Genomic DNA, 20,752 nt, shown 5'->3' with positions numbered 1-20,752 from the left:
CGTAGGAGTCTGGGCCGTGTCTCAGTCCCAGTGTGGCTGATCGTCCTCTCAGACCAGCTACAGATCGTAGGCTTGGTAAGCTTTTATCCCACCAACTACCTAATCTGCCATCGGCCGCTCTAGTAGCACAAGGCCCGAAGGTCCCCTGCTTTCATCCATAGATCTCATGCGGTATTAGCCACTCTTTCGAGTAGTTATCCCCCACTACTAGGCACGTTCCGATGTATTACTCACCCGTTCGCCACTCGTCAGCATCCCGAAAGACCTGTTACCGTTCGACTTGCATGTGTAAGGCATGCCGCCAGCGTTCAATCTGAGCCAGGATCAAACTCTACAGTTCGATCTTAAAAAATTTAAAGTCTTGCGACTTCACTCAAAAACGGAATTGAAGTGAACTTCACTTCATATTCACATGAGTATTTAATGGCAAACTTCTATCCACCACCAAATACCCACGCTTATCGGCTGTATCTTGTTAAAGATCTCAAACAGAAGTTTTGCAACTTCTAAGCACCGCTGCAATCAGCGAAGCCTTGTATTGTAGCACAGCGTTTTGCTGTCTGTTTTAAAAAAGCAAAAAAGATTTTTTAAAACTTTTCGCTAACTTTTAAACTTTTTCAAGCTGCTTGTTTAGCGAAGCCTTGCATTGTACACAGAAATTTGTGCATCTGACAAGTGGTGAAGAAAATTTTCTTCTGGGCCTGCAATTCTTCTGAATCACCGCCCCGCCGCTTGTCGTTGCGAGGGGGCGAACTATAGCATGAGATTGGGGTTTTCCCGGAAATTCTCACACTTTACAGGCGTGCTCCAGTGCATCAATGAACAAGGCTGCGACATCACAACCTGTTTGCTGCTGGATTTCCTGGAAGCAAGTGGGGCTGGTCACATTGATTTCGGTGATGCACTCACCAATAACATCCAACCCAATGAGCAGCAAACCCCGAGGGGCCAGCTGGGCACCGACGGCCTCGGCCATGGCTTGGTTAGAGGCACTCAGGGGTTGTGCCACGCCTTTGCCCCCTGCAGCCAGATTGCCACGCACTTCGTTGCCTTGTGGAATGCGGGCCAAGCAGAAGGGCACGGGCTGGCCCCCAATGATGAGGATGCGCTTATCGCCTGCACTGATTTCGGGCAGGAATTTTTGCACCATGACGCTGGTGCCCCCATTTTGGTTGAGGGTTTCGATGATGGAACCAAGGTTCAGTCCATCGGACTTGACCCGAAAGATGCCCATGCCGCCCATGCCGTCCAGGGGCTTAAGGATGATGTCCTGGTGCTGGGCATGGAAAGCACGAATGGCCGACGCTTGGCGGGTGACCAAGGTGGGGCCGAGGAATTGGGGAAATTCCATGACGGCGAGTTTTTCCGGGTGCTCACGCAAGGCCGCCGGGTTGTTGAAGACTTTGGCCCCTTCCCGCTCAGCCTGGGAGAGCAGATGGGTGGCGTAAAAAAACTCGCTATCGAACGGCGGGTCTTTGCGCATCAAACTGGCGGTAAAGCTGGCCACAGTGCGGGTTTGTGTTTGCAGCACTTCAAACCAGTCGGTACTGCCAGGGGCGGCATCGGTGATACGAATGTGCTGCACGAGTGCCTCCACTTGGCCACCGGCTTGCCATTGCAAGTGCTGCGGCTGGCAAGCGTAGATGGCGTACCCCCGACGCTGCGCTTCGCGCATCATGGCGAAAGTGGTGTCTTTTTTGGTGTTGAAGCTGGCCAGTGGATCGGCAATAAAAAGCAGTTGCATAACAGTCCGTGAATTAAATCTTCTTCCATTGGGGGAGCTTTTGCGCCAGCAAAACCGCTGCACCTGCTGCCACCCCCCAGAACGCTGAGCCTACGCCCAACAGCGTCACACCGCTTAAGGTGACCAAAAAAGTCACGATGGCGGCTTCCCGCTGCCGGGCATCGGCCAAGGCAGCGTGCAGGCCACCGGCAATACTGGCCAGCAAGGCAAACCCGGCGATGGCTAGCACCAATTCTTTCGGAAAAGCCAACAGCAAGCCGGTGACCACAGCGGCATACAACCCCAGTAGCAAATAGGCCACGCCGCAAACCACCGCAGCGGTGTAGCGCCGGGCCGGGTTGGGGTGCGCCTCGGTGCCGGTACACAGGGCGGCAGTAATGGCCGCAAAGTTAATGGCATACCCGCCAAAAGGGGCCAACACAGCACTGAGCGCTCCCGTCAGGCTGACGATGCCCGACACCGGCACGGCATAGCCTGCCGAGCGCATGACAATGACCCCAGGCAGATTTTGCGAAGCCATGGTGACCACAAACAGCGGCAGGCCCAGGCTGACAAAGGCCTGCCACGTGAAGACCGGCGTGGTCCATTGCGGCGTGGCCAGCGTCCACTGCACTTGCTCCCAGTGCAGTTGGCCTTGCAGGGCGGCCGCAGCGATGCCCGCAACCAACGTCCACAGCACCACATAGCGGGGGTGGTAGTGCTTGCCCAGGATATAAGCCGCCAGCATGGGCAGCACGATGGCGGGGCCACTGGCAGCAGCGCCAAAGGCATCCATGCCAAATTTGGCCAGCACACCGGCCAGCAAGGCCGAAGCCAACGCCACAGGAATGCGCGTCATGAGGCGCTCAAAAATCCCCGTCACCCCGCACAGAAGGATAAGCAAGGCGCTGCCGATAAACGCACCCACGGCCTGCTCCAGACCAAACTGCCCTGCCGCACCGCCTGCGGCCAAAACGGCAGCACCGGGCGTGGACCAGGCCACCATGACGGGCTGGCGCAGCCACAGCGAAGGCACGATGCAGCACAGCCCCACACCCATGCACAGTGCCCAGACCCAGGAGGTGATTTGCGCACTGCTGGCACTAAAAGATTGCGCTGCCTGAAAGACCAAGGCGATGGAGCTGGTAAAGCCCACCAATACGGCCACCAGCCCCGCCACGATGGTGGAGAGGCTTACATCCCGAAAAAACTGCATGTCTGAATAAACAATTTATATAGCTGTTAGCGCTTGATGCATAAGGGTTTAAGCCCTAAATAGCTTAAATTTCTACTTTCGACCCCAATTCCACCACAGCATTGCTGGGCAGGTTCATAAACTCGGCCGCCGTGCGGGCGCTGCGGTGCATTTGGGCAAACAGCTTTTCACGCCACAGCGCCATGCCTTTGCCCAGCGTCGGCACCACAATGTCGCGGGAAACAAAGTAACTGGTCGCCATGGGGTTGAGCGTCAACGCCACCCCAGCTCCTTCGAGCAAGGCCAAAGCACGGGGCAAATCGTAGTCATTTTTAAACCCGTAGTGGACGATGACCGACCAGCAGCCATGGCCCAAAGAGCGCACCTCTAGGCGCTTGTCCATGGCCACCCACGGCACCTCGTGGCTGCGCACTGTCACAAACACATTTTGCGCATGGAGCACCTTGTTGTGTTTGAGGTTGTGCAGCAGGGCATTGGGCACCAAAGCCTCTTTGGAAGTCAAAAACACGGCAGTGCCCGGTACCCGCGTGGGAGGAGCAAGAAACAGCGCATCCAAAAATGCTTGCAGCTCTAACGCCGAATCTTGCATGGCAGCGCCCAGCCGCGCCCGGCCATCCCGCCACGTCACCATGAGCAAAAAAACCACCCCCGCAATGACCAAAGGAAACCAGCCCCCGTGCAAAAGTTTGAGCAAATTGGAGGCCCAAAACAACACATCCACCGTAAAAAACACCCCGGTGGCCGTGATGCACAGCATTAATGGCCGCTTCCAAGCGTAGCGAATCACAAAGAACGTCAGCACCGTGGTGATCAACATATCGGTCGTCACCGCAATGCCATACGCCGCCGCCAAGTTGCCCGAGCTGCGAAACAGCCCCACTGCCAGCACGATCAGCGCAAACAGTGCCCAATTGACAAAGGGGATGTAAATCTGCCCCTTGTCATACGCGCTGGTATGGCGCACTTGCAGGCGAGGCAAAAAGCCCAGCTGAATCACCTGCTTGGTCACGCTAAACGCCCCAGAAATCAGCGCCTGCGAAGCAATCACCGCCGCCGCCGTGGCCAAACCCACCAGGGGCAAAGCGGCCCATTCGGGTGCCAAATAAAAAAATGGGTTTTTCACCGCCTCTGGCTGCGCCAGCAGCAGCGCCCCTTGGCCAAAATAATTCAAGGTGAGTGCGGGCATGGCAATAGAGAACCACGCCACCCGAATCGGGCGCTTGCCAAAATGCCCCATATCGGCGTACAGCGCTTCGCCGCCAGTCACGCACAACACCACGGCCCCCAAAATAATGAAGGTGATGCCGGGGTTGTGCAGGCTAAAGCCCCAGGCGTAGTGCGGGGAGAGGGCCCACAAAATCTCCGGATGCTGGGCAATATGCAGCAGCCCCAGAGCCGCAATGGCCAGGAACCACAGCATCATCACCGGGCCAAAAAATTTGCCAATGCCAGCAGTCCCTGTTTTTTGCACAAAGAACAGGGCGAACAGCACCAGCAAGGTCAGCGGGATGACGTAGGCCTTGAACTGGGGCGACACCACTTCCAGGCCCTCCATCGCCCCCAGCACCGTGATAGCGGGGGTGATGACCCCATCGCCGTAGAACAAACAAGTGCCAAAAATGCCCACCAAGAGCATGCCGTGGCGCAGTTTCGGGCGATCCGCCACGGCACGGGAGGCCAAAGTCAGCATGGCGACCAGGCCCCCCTCGCCGTTGTTGTCCGCGCGCAGCACCAACACCACGTACTTAAGCGAAACAATGAGGGTCAGCGTCCAAAAAATCAGTGACAGCACACCATAGACGTTGTGATGGGTGAACTGCACATGGCCAGTGGCAAAGATTTCTTTGACGGTATAGAGCACGCTGGTGCCAATGTCGCCAAACACGACACCAATGGCCCCCAACGTCAGCGCCGGTAACGACGAGGACTGGTTTTGCACAAACGCCCCTCGGCTGTGGGGCCGAGGTTCCTAGAAAAAAAGAGGCGCAATTGTGCGCCTCTGTGTATTCATATTCAAATTTTTTTCGGGTCTGGCATACCGGCTCTGTCGCCGTGAACTCACGCTGGTTTTTCGACTTAGTCGTACACCTCGGCATCTGGGTCGGTGGCCTCCAGCTCGTAGCTGGCCGCCAGCATGGCCAGGCGGCCAATCACGCCATACATGTAGAAGCGATTGGGGGCACTGGCACCGGGGTGTTGCCCTGCCTGGGGCATTTGCGCACTGTGGGCAAAGGCCAGCGGCACGTAGCTGGAGCCAGGGGCGTTAAGGTTTTCGTCGATGCCGCGCTCAGGGTGCATGCGGTAGAAGCCGCCGACCACGTAGCGGTCCATGGTGTAGACCACCGGCTCGGCCACGGCATCGTGCATGCGCTCAGAAGTTTGCACGCCCTCTTGCACGATCACATCGTGTACCGACACGCCATTGTGGACAAAGCCCAGCTTTTCGCCGGCCGTGGCCAACAGCTCGGGCAACTCCTTGGCATCGCGCACGGTCATGATGCCTTGGCCATACGTACCGTTGTCGGCTTTGACCATGACGAAGGGCTTGTCCTTGATGCCGTACTCTTTGTATTTGCGGCGGATTTTGGTCAGCAGCGCATCGACTTGCGCAGACAAAGCCTCCATGCCCGTGTTCTGGGCAAAGTCCAGCCCTTCGGCCTTGGCAAACAGGGGATGAATCAACCAGTGGTCAATGCCCAGCATCTTGCCAAAGCGCTTGGCCACCTCTTCATAGCTTTGGAAGTGACGCGATTTGCGGCGCATGCTCCAGCTGGCGTGCAGCGGAGGCAGCAGGTATTGCTCGTACAGCTCTTCCAAAATACCCGGCACCCCGGCCGATAGGTCGTTGTTGAGCAAGATGGTGCAGGGGTCAAAGTGCTTCACCCCCAAGCGGCGCTTGGTGCGCACCACCGGCTCCAGCACCACGCTTTGGCCGGTGGGCAGGTTGATTTCCACCGGTTTTTTCACGTCTGGGCTGATGGAGCCCAGGCGCACATTCAAGCCCGACATTTTGAAAATCCGCTGCAACTGCGCCAAGCTGGCCAGGTACGACGGGCTGCGGTTGTGGTTTTCCGGAATGATGAGCAGATTGCGGGCCTCGGGGCAGATTTTCTCGATCGAGGCCATGGTGGCCTGCACGGCCAGCGGCAGCATGGGCTCGGTCAGGTTATTCCAGCCACTGGGGAATAAGTTGGTATCGACCGGTGCCAGCTTGAAGCCGGAATTGCGCAGGTCAATGGAAGCGTAAAACGGCGGCGTGTGCTCCATCCACTCCAGCCGAAACCAGCGCTCAATGGCTGGGGTGGAGTCGATGATGCGCTGCTCAAGCTCGTTGATGGGGCCGGTCAAGGCCGTAATAAAGTGCGGAACCATGAATGCCCTCTATAGACAATGGAGGCTGATTGTAGGGAGTGCTGACCTGCTTGGGGCAGTATTTGTTCCTCCCTGGGCCCGAGCCACATCCTCAGCGCCGCCAAAATGCGGGCGTCAGCAAGGCCATGAAGCTCAAAATCTCCAGCCGCCCCAATAGCATACCCAGGGTGCATACCCAAATCTGAAAATCCGTAAGCACCGCGTAGTTGGACGCTGGCCCCAAGGCCCCCAGCCCCGGCCCAGTGCAGTGCACGCTGGCCACCACGGCAGAGAACGCGGTGACGGGGTCCAAATCGGTCAGCAACAGCACCATGCTGAGCACAATGATGGTGGCCCCATAAACCAGCATAAACGCCAGCACCGAAAAAATCATCGGGTGCTCAATCACCTTGCCGCCCACCACCACCGGCTGCACCGCGCGGGGATGCACCAGGCGGGTCATTTCGCGCCGGGCTTGTTGGAACAAGATCAGCATGCGCATCATCTTGATGCCGCCCCCGGTAGAGCCCGCACTGGTGGCCACCCCGGATAAAAACAGCATCAGCACCGGGGCAAACACCGGCCACGTCAGGTAATCGGTCGTGGCAAAGCCGGTGGTGGTGGCCACTGAGACCACCTGAAACATCCCGTAGCGCAGGGCCTCCAGCGGCCCGTACACACCCTTGGCCCACAGCAGCAGCGCCACCAACACCCCACCGCCCAGCAGCACGCCAATGGTGGCCCGCATCTCCGGGTCGTTCCACAGGGTGCGCCAGTTGCCTTTGCGCAGCGCAATAAAGTACAGCGCAAAATTGCAGCTGGCCAGCAGCATAAAAATCAGCGCGATGCCCTCCAGCAGCGGCGATTGAAAAAATCCAAAACTGGCATCGTGGGGCGACAGCCCCCCTAAGCTCACCGTGGCAAACATGTGCATCACCGCATCCAGTGGGGCCATCCCACCCAGCCAAAACGCCACCGCGCAGGCAATCGAAAACAGGCTGTACACGCCCCACAGCCCCTTGGCCGTGCCCGCCATGCGCGGGGTGAGCTTGGTGTCTTTGATCGGGCCGGCCGCTTCGGCGCGAAACAGCTGGCTGCCCCCCACCCCCAGCAGCGGCAGCAGGGCCACGGCCAAAATCAAAATCCCCATCCCCCCCATCCATTGCAAGAAGGTGCGCCACATATTGAGCGACACCGGCAACGCATCCAGCCCCGAGAGCACGGTGGCCCCCGTGGTGGTCAGTCCGGAGACGGCTTCAAAATAGGCATGGGTGACCGAAATCGGTGCGCCCTGGACAAACATCACCCCCCAGATGGGCAGGGCCCCACACAAGGGCAAACTCACCCAGGCCACGGTGACCAAAATCACCCCATGGCGCGGCTGCAAATCTTGCTTAAACGGAAACAAGCCCCACCACAGCGCCACGCCCAACAAGGCCGTCAGCCCCATGGCCATCGGCCACACCAGGGTTACGCCATCGCGCTGGTAGTAGGAAGTCGCCCAAGGCACCAACATCGACAGCGCAAACAGCAACAGCAGCATGCCCAGCACGCGCAAAACGGGTAAAACATCGCGCATCGCTGGCCTTTAGAAAAACGTCGCACCGACGCGAAACAGCTGCTCCACCTCGGCCACCAGGCGCTTGTGCGGCAAGAAAAACACAACGTGGTCATTGCTTTGCAAGACCGTATCGGAGCGCGGGAAGATCACCTCGGGCTCGTGCTGGGCGGCCTCATCGGCCTGCGTCTCGGCCAGCTCATCGGGCAGACCGCGCACGATCAGGCCAATGTGCACATCCTCAGGCAGGCGCAGGCTGCCCACCTCGCGACCGACCACGCGGGAGGTTTTTTTGTCTCCGCGCACCACCAGCTCCAGCGCCTCGGCCACGCCCCGGCGCAGGCTGTGCACCGCCTGCACATCGCCTTTGCGCACATAGGCCAGCAACTCGCCCAGCATGGCTTGCGAAGGGGTCAAGGCAATGTCGATCTGCGTGCCGTGCATCAAATCGGCGTAGCTGCGCTGGTTGATCAGCGCCAGCACGCGCCGCGCGCCCAGGCGTTTGGCCAACAGGCTGGCCATGATGTTGTTTTCATCATCATCGCCCAGTGCCAGGAAAAAATCGATGTCCTCAATGTGCTCTTCCATGAGCAAGTCTTCATCGCCCAAGCTGCCGTGCAGCACCAACACCTCGGGCGGCAGTTGTGCGGCCAAGGTTTGGCACAGCTGGGCATTGGATTCCAGCAATTTGATCTGAAAGCCCTTGGCCTCACTGGCCAGCTCTTGCGCCAAGCGCTGGCCCACCAAGCTGCCCCCGGCGATCATGATGCGCCGCACCACCCGGGCGGGCATGCCTGGGGCGTTGTAAAAGACTTTCAAAATTTCTTTCAGGTGCTCGCGCCCGGCAATCACAAACACCTCATCGCCCGGTTCGATGCGCGTGCGGCCATCGCAGCGCACAAAGCGGTCCGGGCCATCGGCAAAACGCCGGTAAATTGCCACCACACGCAGATGCAGCTGCGGGATATGGGTGCGCAGTGCCTCAATCGTCAGCCCCGTTCCCTGCGCCCCCAGCCGTGCCCGCACCGAGGCCAGGCAAGCCCGCCCCCCGGCAAAGCTGCGCACCTGCAGCGACGCGGGGAACTCAATGAGCTTGCTGATGTAACGGGTCAGCGATGCCTCGGGGCAAATGATGGCATCGACCGCAAAGCCTTCGGGCCCCATCAGCGGCTGCTCCACCTCAAAGCCCGAGGAGCGCACCCGCGCAATCCGCGTCGGAATGTTGTAGAGCATGTGGGCGATCTTGCAGCAGACCAGATTGGTCTCGTCCTGGGCCGCACAGGCGATGAGCAAATCGGTATCGCGTGCGCCCGCTTCACTCAGCACCTTGGCATCAATGCCATTGCCCAGAACACAGCGCAGATCAAAGCGCTCTTGCAGCTCACGCAGACGCTGGGCATTGGTGTCGATCACCGTGATGTCATTGCGCTCAGACACCAGGCTTTCGGCCACGCTATAGCCCACGCGACCCGCCCCCAAGATAATGATTTTCATCGCATTTCTGGCTTGCGCCAGCCTTGCTTTATGGTCCAGCCGGTTTACCGGCGCACTTGGCCTTCGCCCAACACAATGTATTTCAGCGAGGTCAGCCCCTCCATCCCCACCGGCCCACGGGCGTGGAATTTATCGGTGCTGATGCCAATCTCCGCCCCCAGGCCGTATTCAAACCCATCGGCAAAGCGGGTGCTGGTATTGACCATGACGCTGCTGGAATCGACCTCGCGCAAAAACTGCTGCGCATGCAGGTGGTCGCGCGTCAAAATCGCCTCGGTGTGGCCGCTGGAATAGCGGTTGATGTGCGCAATGGCCGCCTCCAGTCCCTCCACGATGCGGATGCTGATGATTGGCCCCAGGTACTCAGTACGCCAATCCTCCTCAGTGGCATCGACCACATTAGCACCAAAAATAGGAGCTAGTAGCGCTTTACTGGCGGGGCAAACGCGCATTTCTATTCCCTTTTGGGCAAAGATGGCACCGATGCGCGGCAAGAATTGGGCGGCCACACCGCGCGCCACCAGCAAGCTTTCGCTGGCGTTGCAGGGGCTGAATTTTTGCGTTTTGGCGTTGTCCGTCACGGTCACGGCCATGTCCAGGTCGCACGGATCATCCACATACGTGTGGCAATTGCCGTCCAAATGCTTGATGACGGGCACCTTGGCCTCGGCGCTGATGCGCTCAATCAAGCCCTTGCCGCCGCGCGGAATGATCACATCGACAAACTGCGGCATGGTAATCAGCGCCCCCACGGCCGCGCGGTCGGTGGTGGGCACCAACTGCACGCCATGCTCGGGCAGATCGGCCGCGCGCAGCGCTTGCGTGACCAGGGCCGCCAGCGCCTGGTTGGAGGCCAGCGCCTCCGAGCCGCCGCGCAAAATGCAGGCATTGCCGCTTTTGATCGACAAACTGGCCGCTTCAATCGTCACATTCGGACGGCTTTCGTAAATCATGCCGAACACGCCAATGGGCACACGCATCTGGCCCACGCGGATGCCGCTGGGCTGCTGCTTCATGCCCATGATTTCGCCAATGATGTCGGGCATGGCCGCCAGCTGCTCGCAGCCCTGGGCGCAGGTCTCCAGCACCTGCGGGGTCAGGCGCAGGCGATCAACCATGGGCGCGGCCAAGCCGGCGGCCTGGGCGCGCTCAATGTCTTGGGCGTTGTGCGCAGCCAGCGCCGCCCCCTGGGTGCGCAGCAAATGCGCCAACACGCGCAAGGCCTGGTTTTTGCGATCGGCCGGGGCTTTGGCCATCAGCGCCGCAGCGGCTTTGGCCTGGGTGCCCAGGGTGAACATGAGGTCAGCGGTAGAAACCGTGGAAGCAGTGCAAGTCATGTGCGGATTTTCACCGAGATCGCCCCCTTGCGCGGGCTTGAAGCCCCCACATTGCGCGCCGACGGCCTACACTGTTTCAACGACTGACACCCCCAGGAGGACGCACCATGACCACCAGCCACGCCCTGATGCAACTGCAAGCCCTGCACGACAACCTGCTGCGCTACGAGGAATGCGCCATCAGCGCCAGTGCGCTCAGCGAACAAGCCCGCGCCTCGAGCGCACTGCTGGACAGCCTGCCGCCGCGCTACGGCGAGGTGCTGCTGGCACTGCTGGATCGCCTAGAAGCGAGCACCCTGGCCGCCGAAGAAAGCTGCACGTTCAACCAGCAAGAGCTGCACGACAACCTGTACGGCTGGGTAGAAAAAGCCCGGGAACAGCTGGAAAGCCAGCCGCAACCACTTTAAAAACAATAGCTGCTTGCGCCTTGATTAAAAGGATATCAGGCTTTAAAAATCAAAATTTCTAATAAATACAAGCGTAAGCAGCTCTTTTTATGTGGTTTTGCCTGCATTGCGCCCGATGGGCTGCAGCGGCCACGTCACCACCAGCCAGACCACACACAGCAAGGCCGTGGCTGCAAACACCCCGGTCAGGCTGCCATGGCGCGAGAGCCAGCCGCCCAAAAATCCCCCGGCAAACAAGCCCAGTGATTGCAGCGTGTTGTACGCCCCCAGGGCCGCGCCGCGCAGGCGGTCGGGGGCCATGCGCGAGACCAGGCTGGGCTGGGTGGCCTCCAGCATGTTGAAGCCGATAAAGAACACCAGCATGGCCGCGCCCAGCAGCCACAGCGAGGGCGCATCGCCCGCCAGCGTCAGCGCTCCCAGCCCGGCCTGCACCAGCAGCACCAGCACGATGGCCAGTAGCAAGGCCGAGCGCAACTGGCCCTTGCGCTCCATCGCGAACAAGCGCCCCAAGGCAGCAAATGACAACAGCACGGCGGGCAGGTACACCTGCCAGTGCGCCGTTTTGACCAAGCCCGCTTGCACCAACAGAGTGGGCACGGCCACCCACATGGCCATTTGCACGGTGTGCAAGACGAACACGCCCACATTCAGGCGCAGCAAATCCGGGTAGGCCAGCAAATCAGCAAAACGCCCACGGGGCATGGCGGTGTGCTGCACCGGCTCGGGCGGCACCACCCACAGCACGGCGGCAATGCCGGCCAGCGTCAAGGCCAAGGTAATCCAAAAAATGCCAGACAAGCCCACCCAGCCGGCCAGCAGCGGGCTCAACACCAGCGCCAGCGAAAACATCAGCGCAATGCTGCCGCCCACCATGGCCATGGCCTTGGTGCGCACACTGTCGCGCGTGAGATCGGCCAACAGGGCCGTGACGGCCGCTGAAACTGCGCCTGCGCCCTGCAAGGCGCGGCCCCAGACCAGGCCCATGAGCGAATCGGCCAGCGCGGCAACCAAGCTGCCCAGGGCAAACACCAGCAGCCCCACGATGATGACTTTTTTGCGGCCAAAGCGGTCTGAAGCCAAGCCCAGCGGCAATTGAAAGACCGCCTGCGTCAGGCCGTACATGCCCAGGGCCAAGCCCACCATGGCCGGGTCGTTGCCGCCTGCATAATGCTGCGCCTCCAGCGCAAACACAGGCAGCACCAGAAAAAGACCCAGCATGCGCAGCGCAAAAATCAGCGCCAAGCTACCGCTGGAGCGCAGCTCTTGCCGGGTCATGGTGTCGGGGGCGGAAGGGGCCGTAGCGGCCGAGGAGGAAGAAGGGGAAGCAGTCACGCGATTTACCAAGGGCATGCGCCTATTGCGGGCAGAAAGTGAAGGACTATTGTCTGTAATTCTTAAAAAAGCCGTGCGCATTCTGGAATACCCCAGGAATGGGCCAAAAAACCTTCGCTTAAATCAAACTGATTTTGTCCTCTACCGAGTACACCTCAGTCCGTTCGTTTTACCGTATTTTTCAACTTGGAAATTCAAGCATGCAGTTTCTTACCCGTTTTAGCGTTGCCAACCGGTTAATGACCGCCGTGGTGCTCTCAGCCTTTGGCTTGCTGGTGGTGGTGGTCACCTTGATGTTTTCTGAGCGCACTTTGCTCATGGCAGAGCGCTCAAACAACCTCAAAGGCATGGTCGATATTGCCACCGGCATTGCCTCGCACTACCACGATCTGGCCAAGAGCCAGGATTTGCCCGAGGAGGTGGCCAAAGAGCGGGCACTCAAGGCCATCGGCAAGCTGCGCTATGGCGAGGGGGAGTACTTCTGGGTGAATGACATGCAGGTGCACATGCTGATGCACCCCATCCGCCCCGAGCTGGACGGCAAGGACTTGAGCGGCACCACCGACCCCACGGGCAAGCACCTGTTTGTCTCGTTTGTCGATACGGTGAAGAAAGACGGACAGGGCTTTGTCGAATACCTCTGGCCCAAGCCGGGGCACGACCAGCCGGTGGCCAAAGTCTCCTACGTCAAGGGCTACGCCCCCTGGGGCTGGGTGGTGGGCTCTGGGGTGTATGTCGATGACGTGCAGGCCCTGTTCCTCAAGCGCATGGTCGAGGCCTTGCTCATTGGCAGCGCATTCACCCTCTTGCTGGCCGTCACCATCTGGCTGATTTCGCGCAGCATCATGCGCCAATTGGGCGATGAGCCCACCACGCTGAACACCCTGGTGCATGCCGTGGCCAAAGGGGATTTGGCCGTGCGCAGCCAGCAGCAGCGCGTGCATGATGGCAGCGTGCTGCACGGCATCTTGCAGATGCAAGAGAGCATGGCCCGCATCGTCGGCCAGGTGCGCCACGGTGCGGATGGTGTGGCCTCGGCAAGTGCCGAGATTGCGCATGGCAACCACGACCTTTCGGCCCGCACCGAAAGCCAGGCCAGCGCCCTGGAGCAAACCGCCGCCTCCATGGAAGAGCTGGGTGCCACCGTGCGCCACAACGCCGACAACGCCGCCCAGGCCAACCAGATGGCCAACAACGCCAGCCGCATTGCCGACCAGGGCGGGCAGACGGTGGAGCAGGTGGTGCACATCATGCAAAGCATCCACGCGGACTCGACCAAGATCGGCGACATCATCGGCGTGATCGACTCCATTGCCTTCCAAACCAACATCCTGGCGCTGAACGCCGCCGTGGAGGCGGCCCGCGCCGGTGAGCAGGGCCGGGGCTTTGCCGTGGTGGCCAGCGAAGTGCGGGCCCTGGCCGGGCGCAGCGCCGAGGCGGCACGCCAGATCAAGCAGCTCATCCACGACAGCGTGACCCACGTCGATGAAGGGCGCGTGCTGGTCGATCAGGCGGGCAACACCATGCAGGAAGTGGTGGCCGCCATCCGCCGCGTGACCGACATCATGGGCGAGATCAGCGCCGCCAGCCGCGAGCAACGCGAGGGCGTGGACCAGATCGGAGAGGCCATCACCCAGATGGACCAGGTGACGCAGCAAAACGCGGCCCTGGTCGAGGAAATGGCCGCCGCTGCGGCCAGCCTGCAAACCCAATCGCACCAACTGGTGCAGACCGTCAGCGTCTTTCGTTTGCAAGATCGCCCGCAAGACGGTGGCCAGCTGGCCACTGGCAACGCCCCGGCCCTGGGCTACCGGCCATAAGCCGCGGGCGCTGGCCCGTTGCCAGCTGTAAGAACCTGTTCACGTTCTAAAAGCGAAACGCCTCTATCATGGGGCGTTTTTTTGGGCTCTTTGCAGCGTGCCTGTGCTTTCTTCTTCTGCTCCCCCCTCCTCTTCCATCGGCCCCTCTCTGGGCCAGCGCCTCATTAGCATTCGCGGGGCGCGCACCCACAATCTGCAAAACATTGATGTCGATATTCCCCGCAACCAGCTGGTGGTGATTACCGGGCTGTCCGGCTCGGGCAAATCCAGCCTGGCGTTTGACACCTTGTATGCCGAAGGGCAGCGGCGCTATGTCGAGAGCCTGTCCACCTATGCACGGCAGTTTCTGGGGCAGCTGGACAAGCCGGACGTGGACGTGATCGAAGGCCTGTCGCCCGCCATCGCCATCGAGCAAAAAGCCACCAGCCACAACCCGCGCTCCACCGTCGGCACCGTCACCGAGATCAACGACTACCTGCGCCTGCTGCTGGCCCGCGCCGGGGTGCCGCACTGCCCGCAGCATGGGCAGGCGCTGCAGGCGCTGACCGTGAGCCAGATGGTCGATCGCCTGCTGCAGCTGCCCGAGGGCACGCGGCTGATGCTGCTGGCCCCGGTGGTCAGCGGGCGCAAGGGCGAATTTGCCGAGCTGCTGGTGCAGCTGCAGGCCCAGGGCTTTGTGCGCTTTCGCATCGACGGGCAGATCGTGCAGGCCGCCGACCTGCCCACCTTGGACAAAACCCAGCGCCACGAGATTGCCGTGGTGGTCGATCGCCTCAAGGTGCGCCCGGACATCGCCCAGCGGCTGGCCGAAAGCCTGGAGGCCGCCCTGCGCCTGGCCCCCGAAGCCGGCCGCATCGAGGTGCAGGACATGGACAGCGGCCAGCTGCTCACCCTGAGCAGCCGCTTTGCCTGCCCGCAATGCCACTACGCCCTGGGCGAGCTGGAGCCGCGCCTGTTCTCCTTCAACGCCCCGCAAGGGGCCTGCCCCACCTGCAACGGCCTGGGGCACGCGGAAGATTTCGACCCGCAACGCGTGTTGGCGCACCCTGAGATCAGCCTGGCCAGCGGGGCCATTCCTGGCTGGGAGCGGCGGCACAGCACCTACTTTGAGCTGCTGCAGGCCGTGGCCCGGCATTACGGCCAAGACATTGATGCGCCGTTTGCCGATTGGCCGCAGGCAGTGCAGGACGTGGTGCTGTGGGGCTCGGGCGAAGAGGCCATCGCCTTCACCTACCAGCACGACGGGCAACACCAAAGCGTGCAGCACCCGTTTGAGGGGGTGATGCCCAACCTCGCGCGGCGCTGGGCCAGCCACTCCAGCGGCCCGCTGCACGACAGCCTGGCCGCGCTGCGCAGCAGCCGCCCCTGCCCGCACTGCCACGGAGCGCGGCTGCGCCAAGAGGCGCTGCATGTATTCATCGGCACCGGGGCGCAGCAGCGCAACATCCACACCATCAGCACCAGCACCCTGAGTGCGGCGCTGCACTGGTGCGAAAGCGTGCAGCTGCAGGGCAACCAGGCCGCCATTGCCGAAAAAATCTTGCAAGAAATCACCAACCGCCTGCGCTTTCTGACCGATGTGGGGCTGGGCTACCTGAGCCTGTCGCGCAGCGCCGACAGCCTCTCGGGCGGAGAGGCGCAGCGCATCCGCCTGGCCAGCCAGATCGGCAGCGGCCTCTCGGGCGTGATGTACGTGCTGGACGAGCCCAGCATCGGCCTGCACCAGCGCGACAACGACCGCTTGATTGCCACCTTGCAGCGCCTGCGCGACCTGGGCAACAGCGTGATCGTGGTCGAGCACGATGCCGACATGATGCGCTGCGCCGACCACATTCTGGATTTGGGCCCCGGCGCGGGCAGCCACGGCGGGCGCATCACGGCCCAGGGCACGGTGGCGCAGATCATGGCCAGCCCCGACTCGCCCACGGGCCAGTATTTGAGCGGCCAGCGCCGCATTGCCGTGCCCGCGCGGCGCACACCGTGGCTGCCACTGCGCGAAGCCGATGCGCCCACGGCCAGCGCCAAAAACGCCTTTGGCCAACCGCTGCACGCACCGCCCCCCGCCCAGCACCCCGGCCTGCAATGCCTGCGCGTGGTGGGGGCCAGTGGGCACAACCTGCAGCACATTGCGGTGGACTTTCCCATTGGCCTCATCACCTGCGTGACGGGCGTGTCCGGCTCGGGCAAATCCACCCTGGTAAACGACACCCTGTACGCCGAGGCCGCCCGCCGCCTGCACCGCGCCGCCACCCAGCCGCAGCCGCACGAGGCGCTCTTGGGCCTGGAGCTGATCGACAAGGTCATCTGCGTCGATCAAGCCCCCATTGGCCGCACCCCGCGCAGCAACCCGGCCACCTACACCGGCCTGTTCACCCCCATCCGCGACCTGTTCGCCCAGGCCCCCACCGCGCGCGAGCGCGGCTACGGCCCGGGGCGCTTTAGCTTTAACGTACCCCAGGCCAGCGGCGGCGGGCGCTGCGAAGCCTGCCAGGGCGACGGCCTGATTAAGGTGGAAATGCACTTTCTGCCCGATGTGTACGTGGCCTGCGCCGTCTGCCACGGCCAGCGCTACAACCGCGAAACCCTTGAAGTGCAGTGGAAGGGCCAAAACATCGCCCAGGTGCTGGACATGACCGTAGAGGCCGCGCTGGCCTTTTTTGCCGACCAGCCCGCCCTGGCCCGCCGCCTGCAAACGCTGATGGACGTAGGGCTGGGCTACATCCGCCTGGGGCAAAGCGCCACCACGCTCTCGGGCGGCGAGGCCCAGCGCGTCAAACTGGCGCTGGAGCTGGGCAAGCGCGATACGGGCCGCACCCTGTACATCCTGGACGAGCCAACCACCGGCCTGCACTTTGCCGACGTGGAGCTGCTTTTGCGCGTGCTGCAACGCCTGCGCGATGCGGGCAACACCATCGTCATCATTGAGCACAACCTGGACGTGATTAAAACGGCGGATTGGCTCATCGACATCGGCCCCGAAGGCGGTGCGGGCGGCGGCCAGGTCGTCGCCCAGGGCACGCCAGAGACCGTGGCGGCCCACCCCGCCAGCCACACCGGGCGGTATTTGCTTCCTTATTTAGAAGCTGCAACCGCTGGTAATTAAAAGGTTTTACTATTTAATTGCCTTGAATTCATTGATCTATCAGCGCAACAAGCTATTTTTTTAATATGACCTGCTCCACTGCCTACCCCCTGGATGTGTATGCCCAGCGCCGCGCCCAACTGGCCGCCCAACTGGGCGCTGGCGGCATCGCCATCATCCCCACCGCGCCCGAGCGCCAGCGCAACCGCGACAACTTTTACCTGTACCGGCACGACAGTTACTTTTTTTACCTGACCGGTTTTACCGAGCCGGGTGCCACCCTGGTGCTCACCGCCGAGGGCCGCGCCACCTTGTTTTGCCAGCCCAAAGACATCGAGCGCGAAATTTGGGACGGCTACCGCCTCGGCCCCCAAGCCGCGCCCGCCGCCCTGGGGCTGGATGCCGCCTACGCCAACACCGAGATCGACGCGCACCTGCCCCCCCTGCTGGACAACCAGCAATGCATTTGGTGGCCCTTTGCCACCCACGACGGCCTGGCCGCGCAAATCGAGCGCTGGATCACCCCCGTGCGCCAACGGGCCCGTGCCGGGGTGCTGTGCCCCGCCCAGCAGGGCGACCTGTGCCAGCTGCTCGATGAAATGCGCCTCATCAAAGACCCGCACGAGCTGGCCACCCTGCGCCGCGCCGCCACCATCAGCGCTAGCGCCCACATGCGGGCCATGCAAACCAGCGCCCGCATGCTGCGAGCGGGTGAGGACGTGCGCGAATACCACCTGGATGCCGAGCTGTTGCACGCATTTCGCCAGGGCGGCGCCCAGGGCGTGGCCTACGACAGCATCGTCGCCGCCGGGGCCAACGCCTGCGTGCTGCACTACCGCGCCGGCAACACGCCCGTGCGCGATGGCGACCTGGTGCTGATTGACGCGGGTTGCGAGCTCGATGGCTACGCCGCCGACATCACCCGCACCTTTCCCGCCAATGGCCGCTTCAGCGGCCCGCAGCGCGATGTGTACCAACTGGTGCTGGCCAGCCAGCAAGCGGCCATTGCCGCCACCCGCGCGGGCAACCGCTTTACCGACCCGCACGAGGCCACCGTGGCCGTGCTAGCCCAGGGGCTGCTCGATCTGGGCCTGCTCAATGCCCACCAGCACGGCAGCGCCCAGGACATCATCGCCAACAAAGCCTACGCCCCGTTCTACATGCACCGCACCAGCCACTGGCTGGGCATGGACGTCCACGACTGCGGCAGCTACACCGAACCCGGCGCTGCCGCCCACCCCGACGGCAGCCGCCCCAGCCGCATCCTGCGCCCCGGCATGTGCCTGACCATTGAGCCGGGCCTGTACATCCGCCCGGCCGAGGGCGTGCCCGCGCACTTTCACCACATTGGCATCCGCATCGAAGACGATGCCGTGGTCACCGCCACCGGCTGCGAGCTGCTCACGCGCGACGTGCCCGTGGAAGTCGATGCCATTGAGGCGCTGATGCGCCGCTAACAGCGCTTTCACCCCCTGTAACAACCCACCGTTTAATACGACCAAATACGACTTGCCATGAAAAAACAACGCGTCGTCGTCGGCCTGTCCGGCGGCGTGGACTCCGCCGTCACCGCCCACGTCTTAAAGCAACAAGGCCATGAGGTGGTAGGCATCTTCATGAAAAACTGGGAAGACGACGACGATTCCGAGTTTTGCTCCAGCCGCCAAGATTTTTTAGATGCCGCCAGCGTGGCCGATGTGCTGGGCATCGAGATCGAGCATGTGAACTTTGCCGCCGACTACAAAGACCGCGTGTTCGCTGAATTTCTGCGCGAATACCAAGCCGGGCGCACGCCCAACCCGGACGTGCTGTGCAATGCCGAGATCAAGTTCAAAGCCTTCCTCGACCACGCCATGCGCCTGGGCGCGGAAAAAATCGCCACCGGCCACTACGCCCGTGTGCGCCAGAACGCCAGCACCGGCCTGTTCGAACTGCTCAAGGGCGTGGATGCCAGCAAAGACCAAAGCTATTTTTTGCACCGGCTGAACCAGGCGCAGCTCTCCAAAGCGCTGTTTCCGATTGGCCACCTGTGCAAAACCGAGGTGCGCCGCATCGCCGCAGAGCTGGCCCTGCCCAACGCCAAAAAGAAAGACTCCACTGGCATCTGCTTTATCGGCGAGCGCCCTTTTCGCGACTTTTTGAACCGCTACATCAGCAAAGAACCCGGCCCCATCGTCGATGACCGGGGGCGCAAACTGGGCCAGCACGTCGGCCTGTCGTTTTACACGCTGGGCCAGCGCTCGGGCCTGGGCATTGGCGGCGTGAAAGAAAAAGGCGCGGCCCGGGGCGCGGGCGAGCATGCCCCGTGGTTCGTCGCCCGCAAAGACGTGCCACACAACACCCTGGTCGTGGTGCAGGGGCACGACCACCCCTGGCTGCTGTCTGCGCGGGTCGAGGCCGACCAGGCCAGCTGGGTCGCCGGCCACGCCCCGGCGCTGGGCACCTACGGCAGCAAAACCCGCTACCGCCAGCCCGATGCAACCACGCAACTGGCGCAGGCCGACAGCACCCGTTTCACCCTGGATTGCGCCGCACAACCGCAATGGGCCGTCACCCCCGGCCAGTCGGCCGTGCTGTACGACGGCGAGGTCTGCCTGGGCGGCGGCATCATCACGGCGATGGCGTAAGCACCGCTGCGCAGCAACGCACAAACCCCGTGCTGGGCTTTTTTGCCTGGCCTCTGCCGCGAACAAAGGGGGCGGTTATGCTGCGCACCTGCGGCCTGCCGGAGGGGCCGTTTTTCAATGGATTTGGCCCAGACTCCTCCCCCTCAACACCTGGGCTGCAAAAGGAACAACACCATGGCATCCGTCAATAAAGTTATCTTGGTTGGCAACCTCGGGCGCGACCCGGAAATGCGCACCTTCCCCAGTGGCGACCAAGTGGCCAACGTCACCATCGCCACCACCGACAAGTGGCGCGACAAAACCTCTGGCGAGAACCGCGAAGCCACCGAATGGCACCGCGTCGTGTTCAATGGCCGCCTCGCTGAAATCGCCGGGCAGTACCTGCGCAAAGGCTCGCAGGTGTACGTCGAAGGCTCCATCCGCACGCGCAAATGGACCGATCCGCAATCGGGCCAAGATCGCTACGCCACCGAAATCCGCGCCGACACCCTGCAAATGCTTGGCGGCCGCAGCCAGCAGCAGGGCGATGGCGGCAACAGTGGCTACGGCAGCAACGAAGGCTATGGCAACAGCAACTACGCGGCCCCGCAGCGCCAACCGCAGGCCGCAGCGCAATACCAGCCACCTCAACAGCAGCAGCAACAATCCGCCCCACGCCAAGCCCCTCCCGCGCCGCCGCCAGCGCCCGCGGCGCAACCAGCTGCACCGCGCCCCTCGGCCGGGTTTGACGATTTTGGCGACGACGATATTCCGTTCTAGCCCGCACTGCAGCCAGAAGTGCTGCGTTAGGTCTTGACACTCTCAA

At 61.9% G+C, this 20,752-nt stretch carries 14 protein-coding genes and 1 rRNA gene; 6 read left to right on the top strand and 9 right to left on the bottom strand.

The annotated features are described in order from the left end of the window. From J1777_RS03285 to J1777_RS03250, 8 genes are all read right to left on the bottom strand, one after another. Positions 1 to 340 (bottom strand): 16S ribosomal RNA (locus J1777_RS03285); the annotation flags it as partial. A gap of 447 nt (positions 341 to 787) precedes the next feature. Beyond that, on the bottom strand, positions 788 to 1,744 hold the full coding sequence (gene gshB / locus J1777_RS03280; protein ID WP_207574402.1) for a glutathione synthase: 957 nt from the start codon (positions 1,742 to 1,744) through the stop codon (positions 788 to 790). Positions 1,745 to 1,757: 13 nt separating this feature from the next. Further along, on the bottom strand, positions 1,758 to 2,939 hold the full coding sequence (locus J1777_RS03275) for a benzoate/H(+) symporter BenE family transporter (RefSeq protein ID WP_207574401.1): 1,182 nt from the start codon (positions 2,937 to 2,939) through the stop codon (positions 1,758 to 1,760). Between the two features lie 64 nt (positions 2,940 to 3,003). Next, a complete protein-coding gene (locus J1777_RS03270) occupies positions 3,004 to 4,878 on the bottom strand; it encodes a KUP/HAK/KT family potassium transporter (protein WP_207574400.1) in 1,875 nt (624 codons plus the stop codon). 137 nt (positions 4,879 to 5,015) lie between these two features. Next, positions 5,016 to 6,311, bottom strand: a complete 1,296-nt coding sequence (gshA, locus tag J1777_RS03265) for a glutamate--cysteine ligase (protein WP_207574399.1) — start codon at positions 6,309 to 6,311, stop codon at positions 5,016 to 5,018. Positions 6,312 to 6,402: 91 nt separating this feature from the next. After that, positions 6,403 to 7,869: a TrkH family potassium uptake protein gene (locus J1777_RS03260; RefSeq protein WP_207574398.1), complete on the bottom strand. Its 1,467-nt coding sequence runs from the start codon at positions 7,867 to 7,869 to the stop codon at positions 6,403 to 6,405. Between the two features lie 9 nt (positions 7,870 to 7,878). Beyond that, positions 7,879 to 9,342, bottom strand: a complete 1,464-nt coding sequence (gene trkA / locus J1777_RS03255; RefSeq protein WP_207574397.1) for a Trk system potassium transporter TrkA — start codon at positions 9,340 to 9,342, stop codon at positions 7,879 to 7,881. A gap of 44 nt (positions 9,343 to 9,386) precedes the next feature. After that, positions 9,387 to 10,640, bottom strand: coding sequence for a glutamate-5-semialdehyde dehydrogenase (locus J1777_RS03250; RefSeq protein WP_377738175.1), 1,254 nt, complete (start codon positions 10,638 to 10,640; stop codon positions 9,387 to 9,389). Between the two features lie 146 nt (positions 10,641 to 10,786). On the opposite strand from J1777_RS03250, the gene J1777_RS03245 reads away from it, so the two are divergent. Next, complete coding sequence (locus J1777_RS03245) at positions 10,787 to 11,086, top strand: hypothetical protein (RefSeq protein WP_207574395.1); 300 nt, start codon at positions 10,787 to 10,789, stop codon at positions 11,084 to 11,086. Between the two features lie 87 nt (positions 11,087 to 11,173). Here the strand turns inward: J1777_RS03245 and J1777_RS03240 are convergent, their stop codons facing one another. Continuing rightward, on the bottom strand, positions 11,174 to 12,361 hold the full coding sequence (locus J1777_RS03240; RefSeq protein WP_207574412.1) for an MFS transporter: 1,188 nt from the start codon (positions 12,359 to 12,361) through the stop codon (positions 11,174 to 11,176). Between the two features lie 257 nt (positions 12,362 to 12,618). Here J1777_RS03240 and J1777_RS14440 point away from each other — a divergent pair, with 257 nt between their 5' ends. The 5 genes from J1777_RS14440 to ssb all read left to right on the top strand — a co-directional run bounded on the left by J1777_RS14440 (position 12,619) and on the right by ssb (position 20,706). Further along, on the top strand, positions 12,619 to 14,238 hold the full coding sequence (locus J1777_RS14440) for a methyl-accepting chemotaxis protein (RefSeq protein WP_278253449.1): 1,620 nt from the start codon (positions 12,619 to 12,621) through the stop codon (positions 14,236 to 14,238). 103 nt (positions 14,239 to 14,341) lie between these two features. Beyond that, positions 14,342 to 17,341 (top strand): excinuclease ABC subunit UvrA, encoded by a 3,000-nt coding sequence (gene uvrA, locus J1777_RS03230; protein ID WP_207574394.1) that lies wholly within the window; start codon positions 14,342 to 14,344, stop codon positions 17,339 to 17,341. A 65-nt stretch (positions 17,342 to 17,406) separates the two neighbouring features. Next, the gene (locus tag J1777_RS03225) at positions 17,407 to 18,777 is read left to right on the top strand and encodes an aminopeptidase P N-terminal domain-containing protein (protein WP_207574393.1); all 1,371 of its coding nucleotides are present in this window, start codon (positions 17,407 to 17,409) and stop codon (positions 18,775 to 18,777) included. Positions 18,778 to 18,834: 57 nt separating this feature from the next. Beyond that, the gene (gene mnmA, locus J1777_RS03220) at positions 18,835 to 19,947 is read left to right on the top strand and encodes a tRNA 2-thiouridine(34) synthase MnmA (RefSeq protein ID WP_207574392.1); all 1,113 of its coding nucleotides are present in this window, start codon (positions 18,835 to 18,837) and stop codon (positions 19,945 to 19,947) included. A 174-nt stretch (positions 19,948 to 20,121) separates the two neighbouring features. Further along, entirely contained in the window at positions 20,122 to 20,706 is a 585-nt protein-coding gene (gene ssb, locus J1777_RS03215; protein ID WP_207574391.1) for a single-stranded DNA-binding protein, read from the top strand. Positions 20,707 to 20,752: the final 46 nt, after the last annotated feature.

This window comes from Comamonas denitrificans (genome assembly GCF_017368815.1).
Taxonomy (GTDB): domain Bacteria; phylum Pseudomonadota; class Gammaproteobacteria; order Burkholderiales; family Burkholderiaceae_C; genus Comamonas; species Comamonas denitrificans.
Note: the sequence above shows the minus strand (reverse complement) of the source record. Positions and strands in the feature narration are given on the sequence as shown.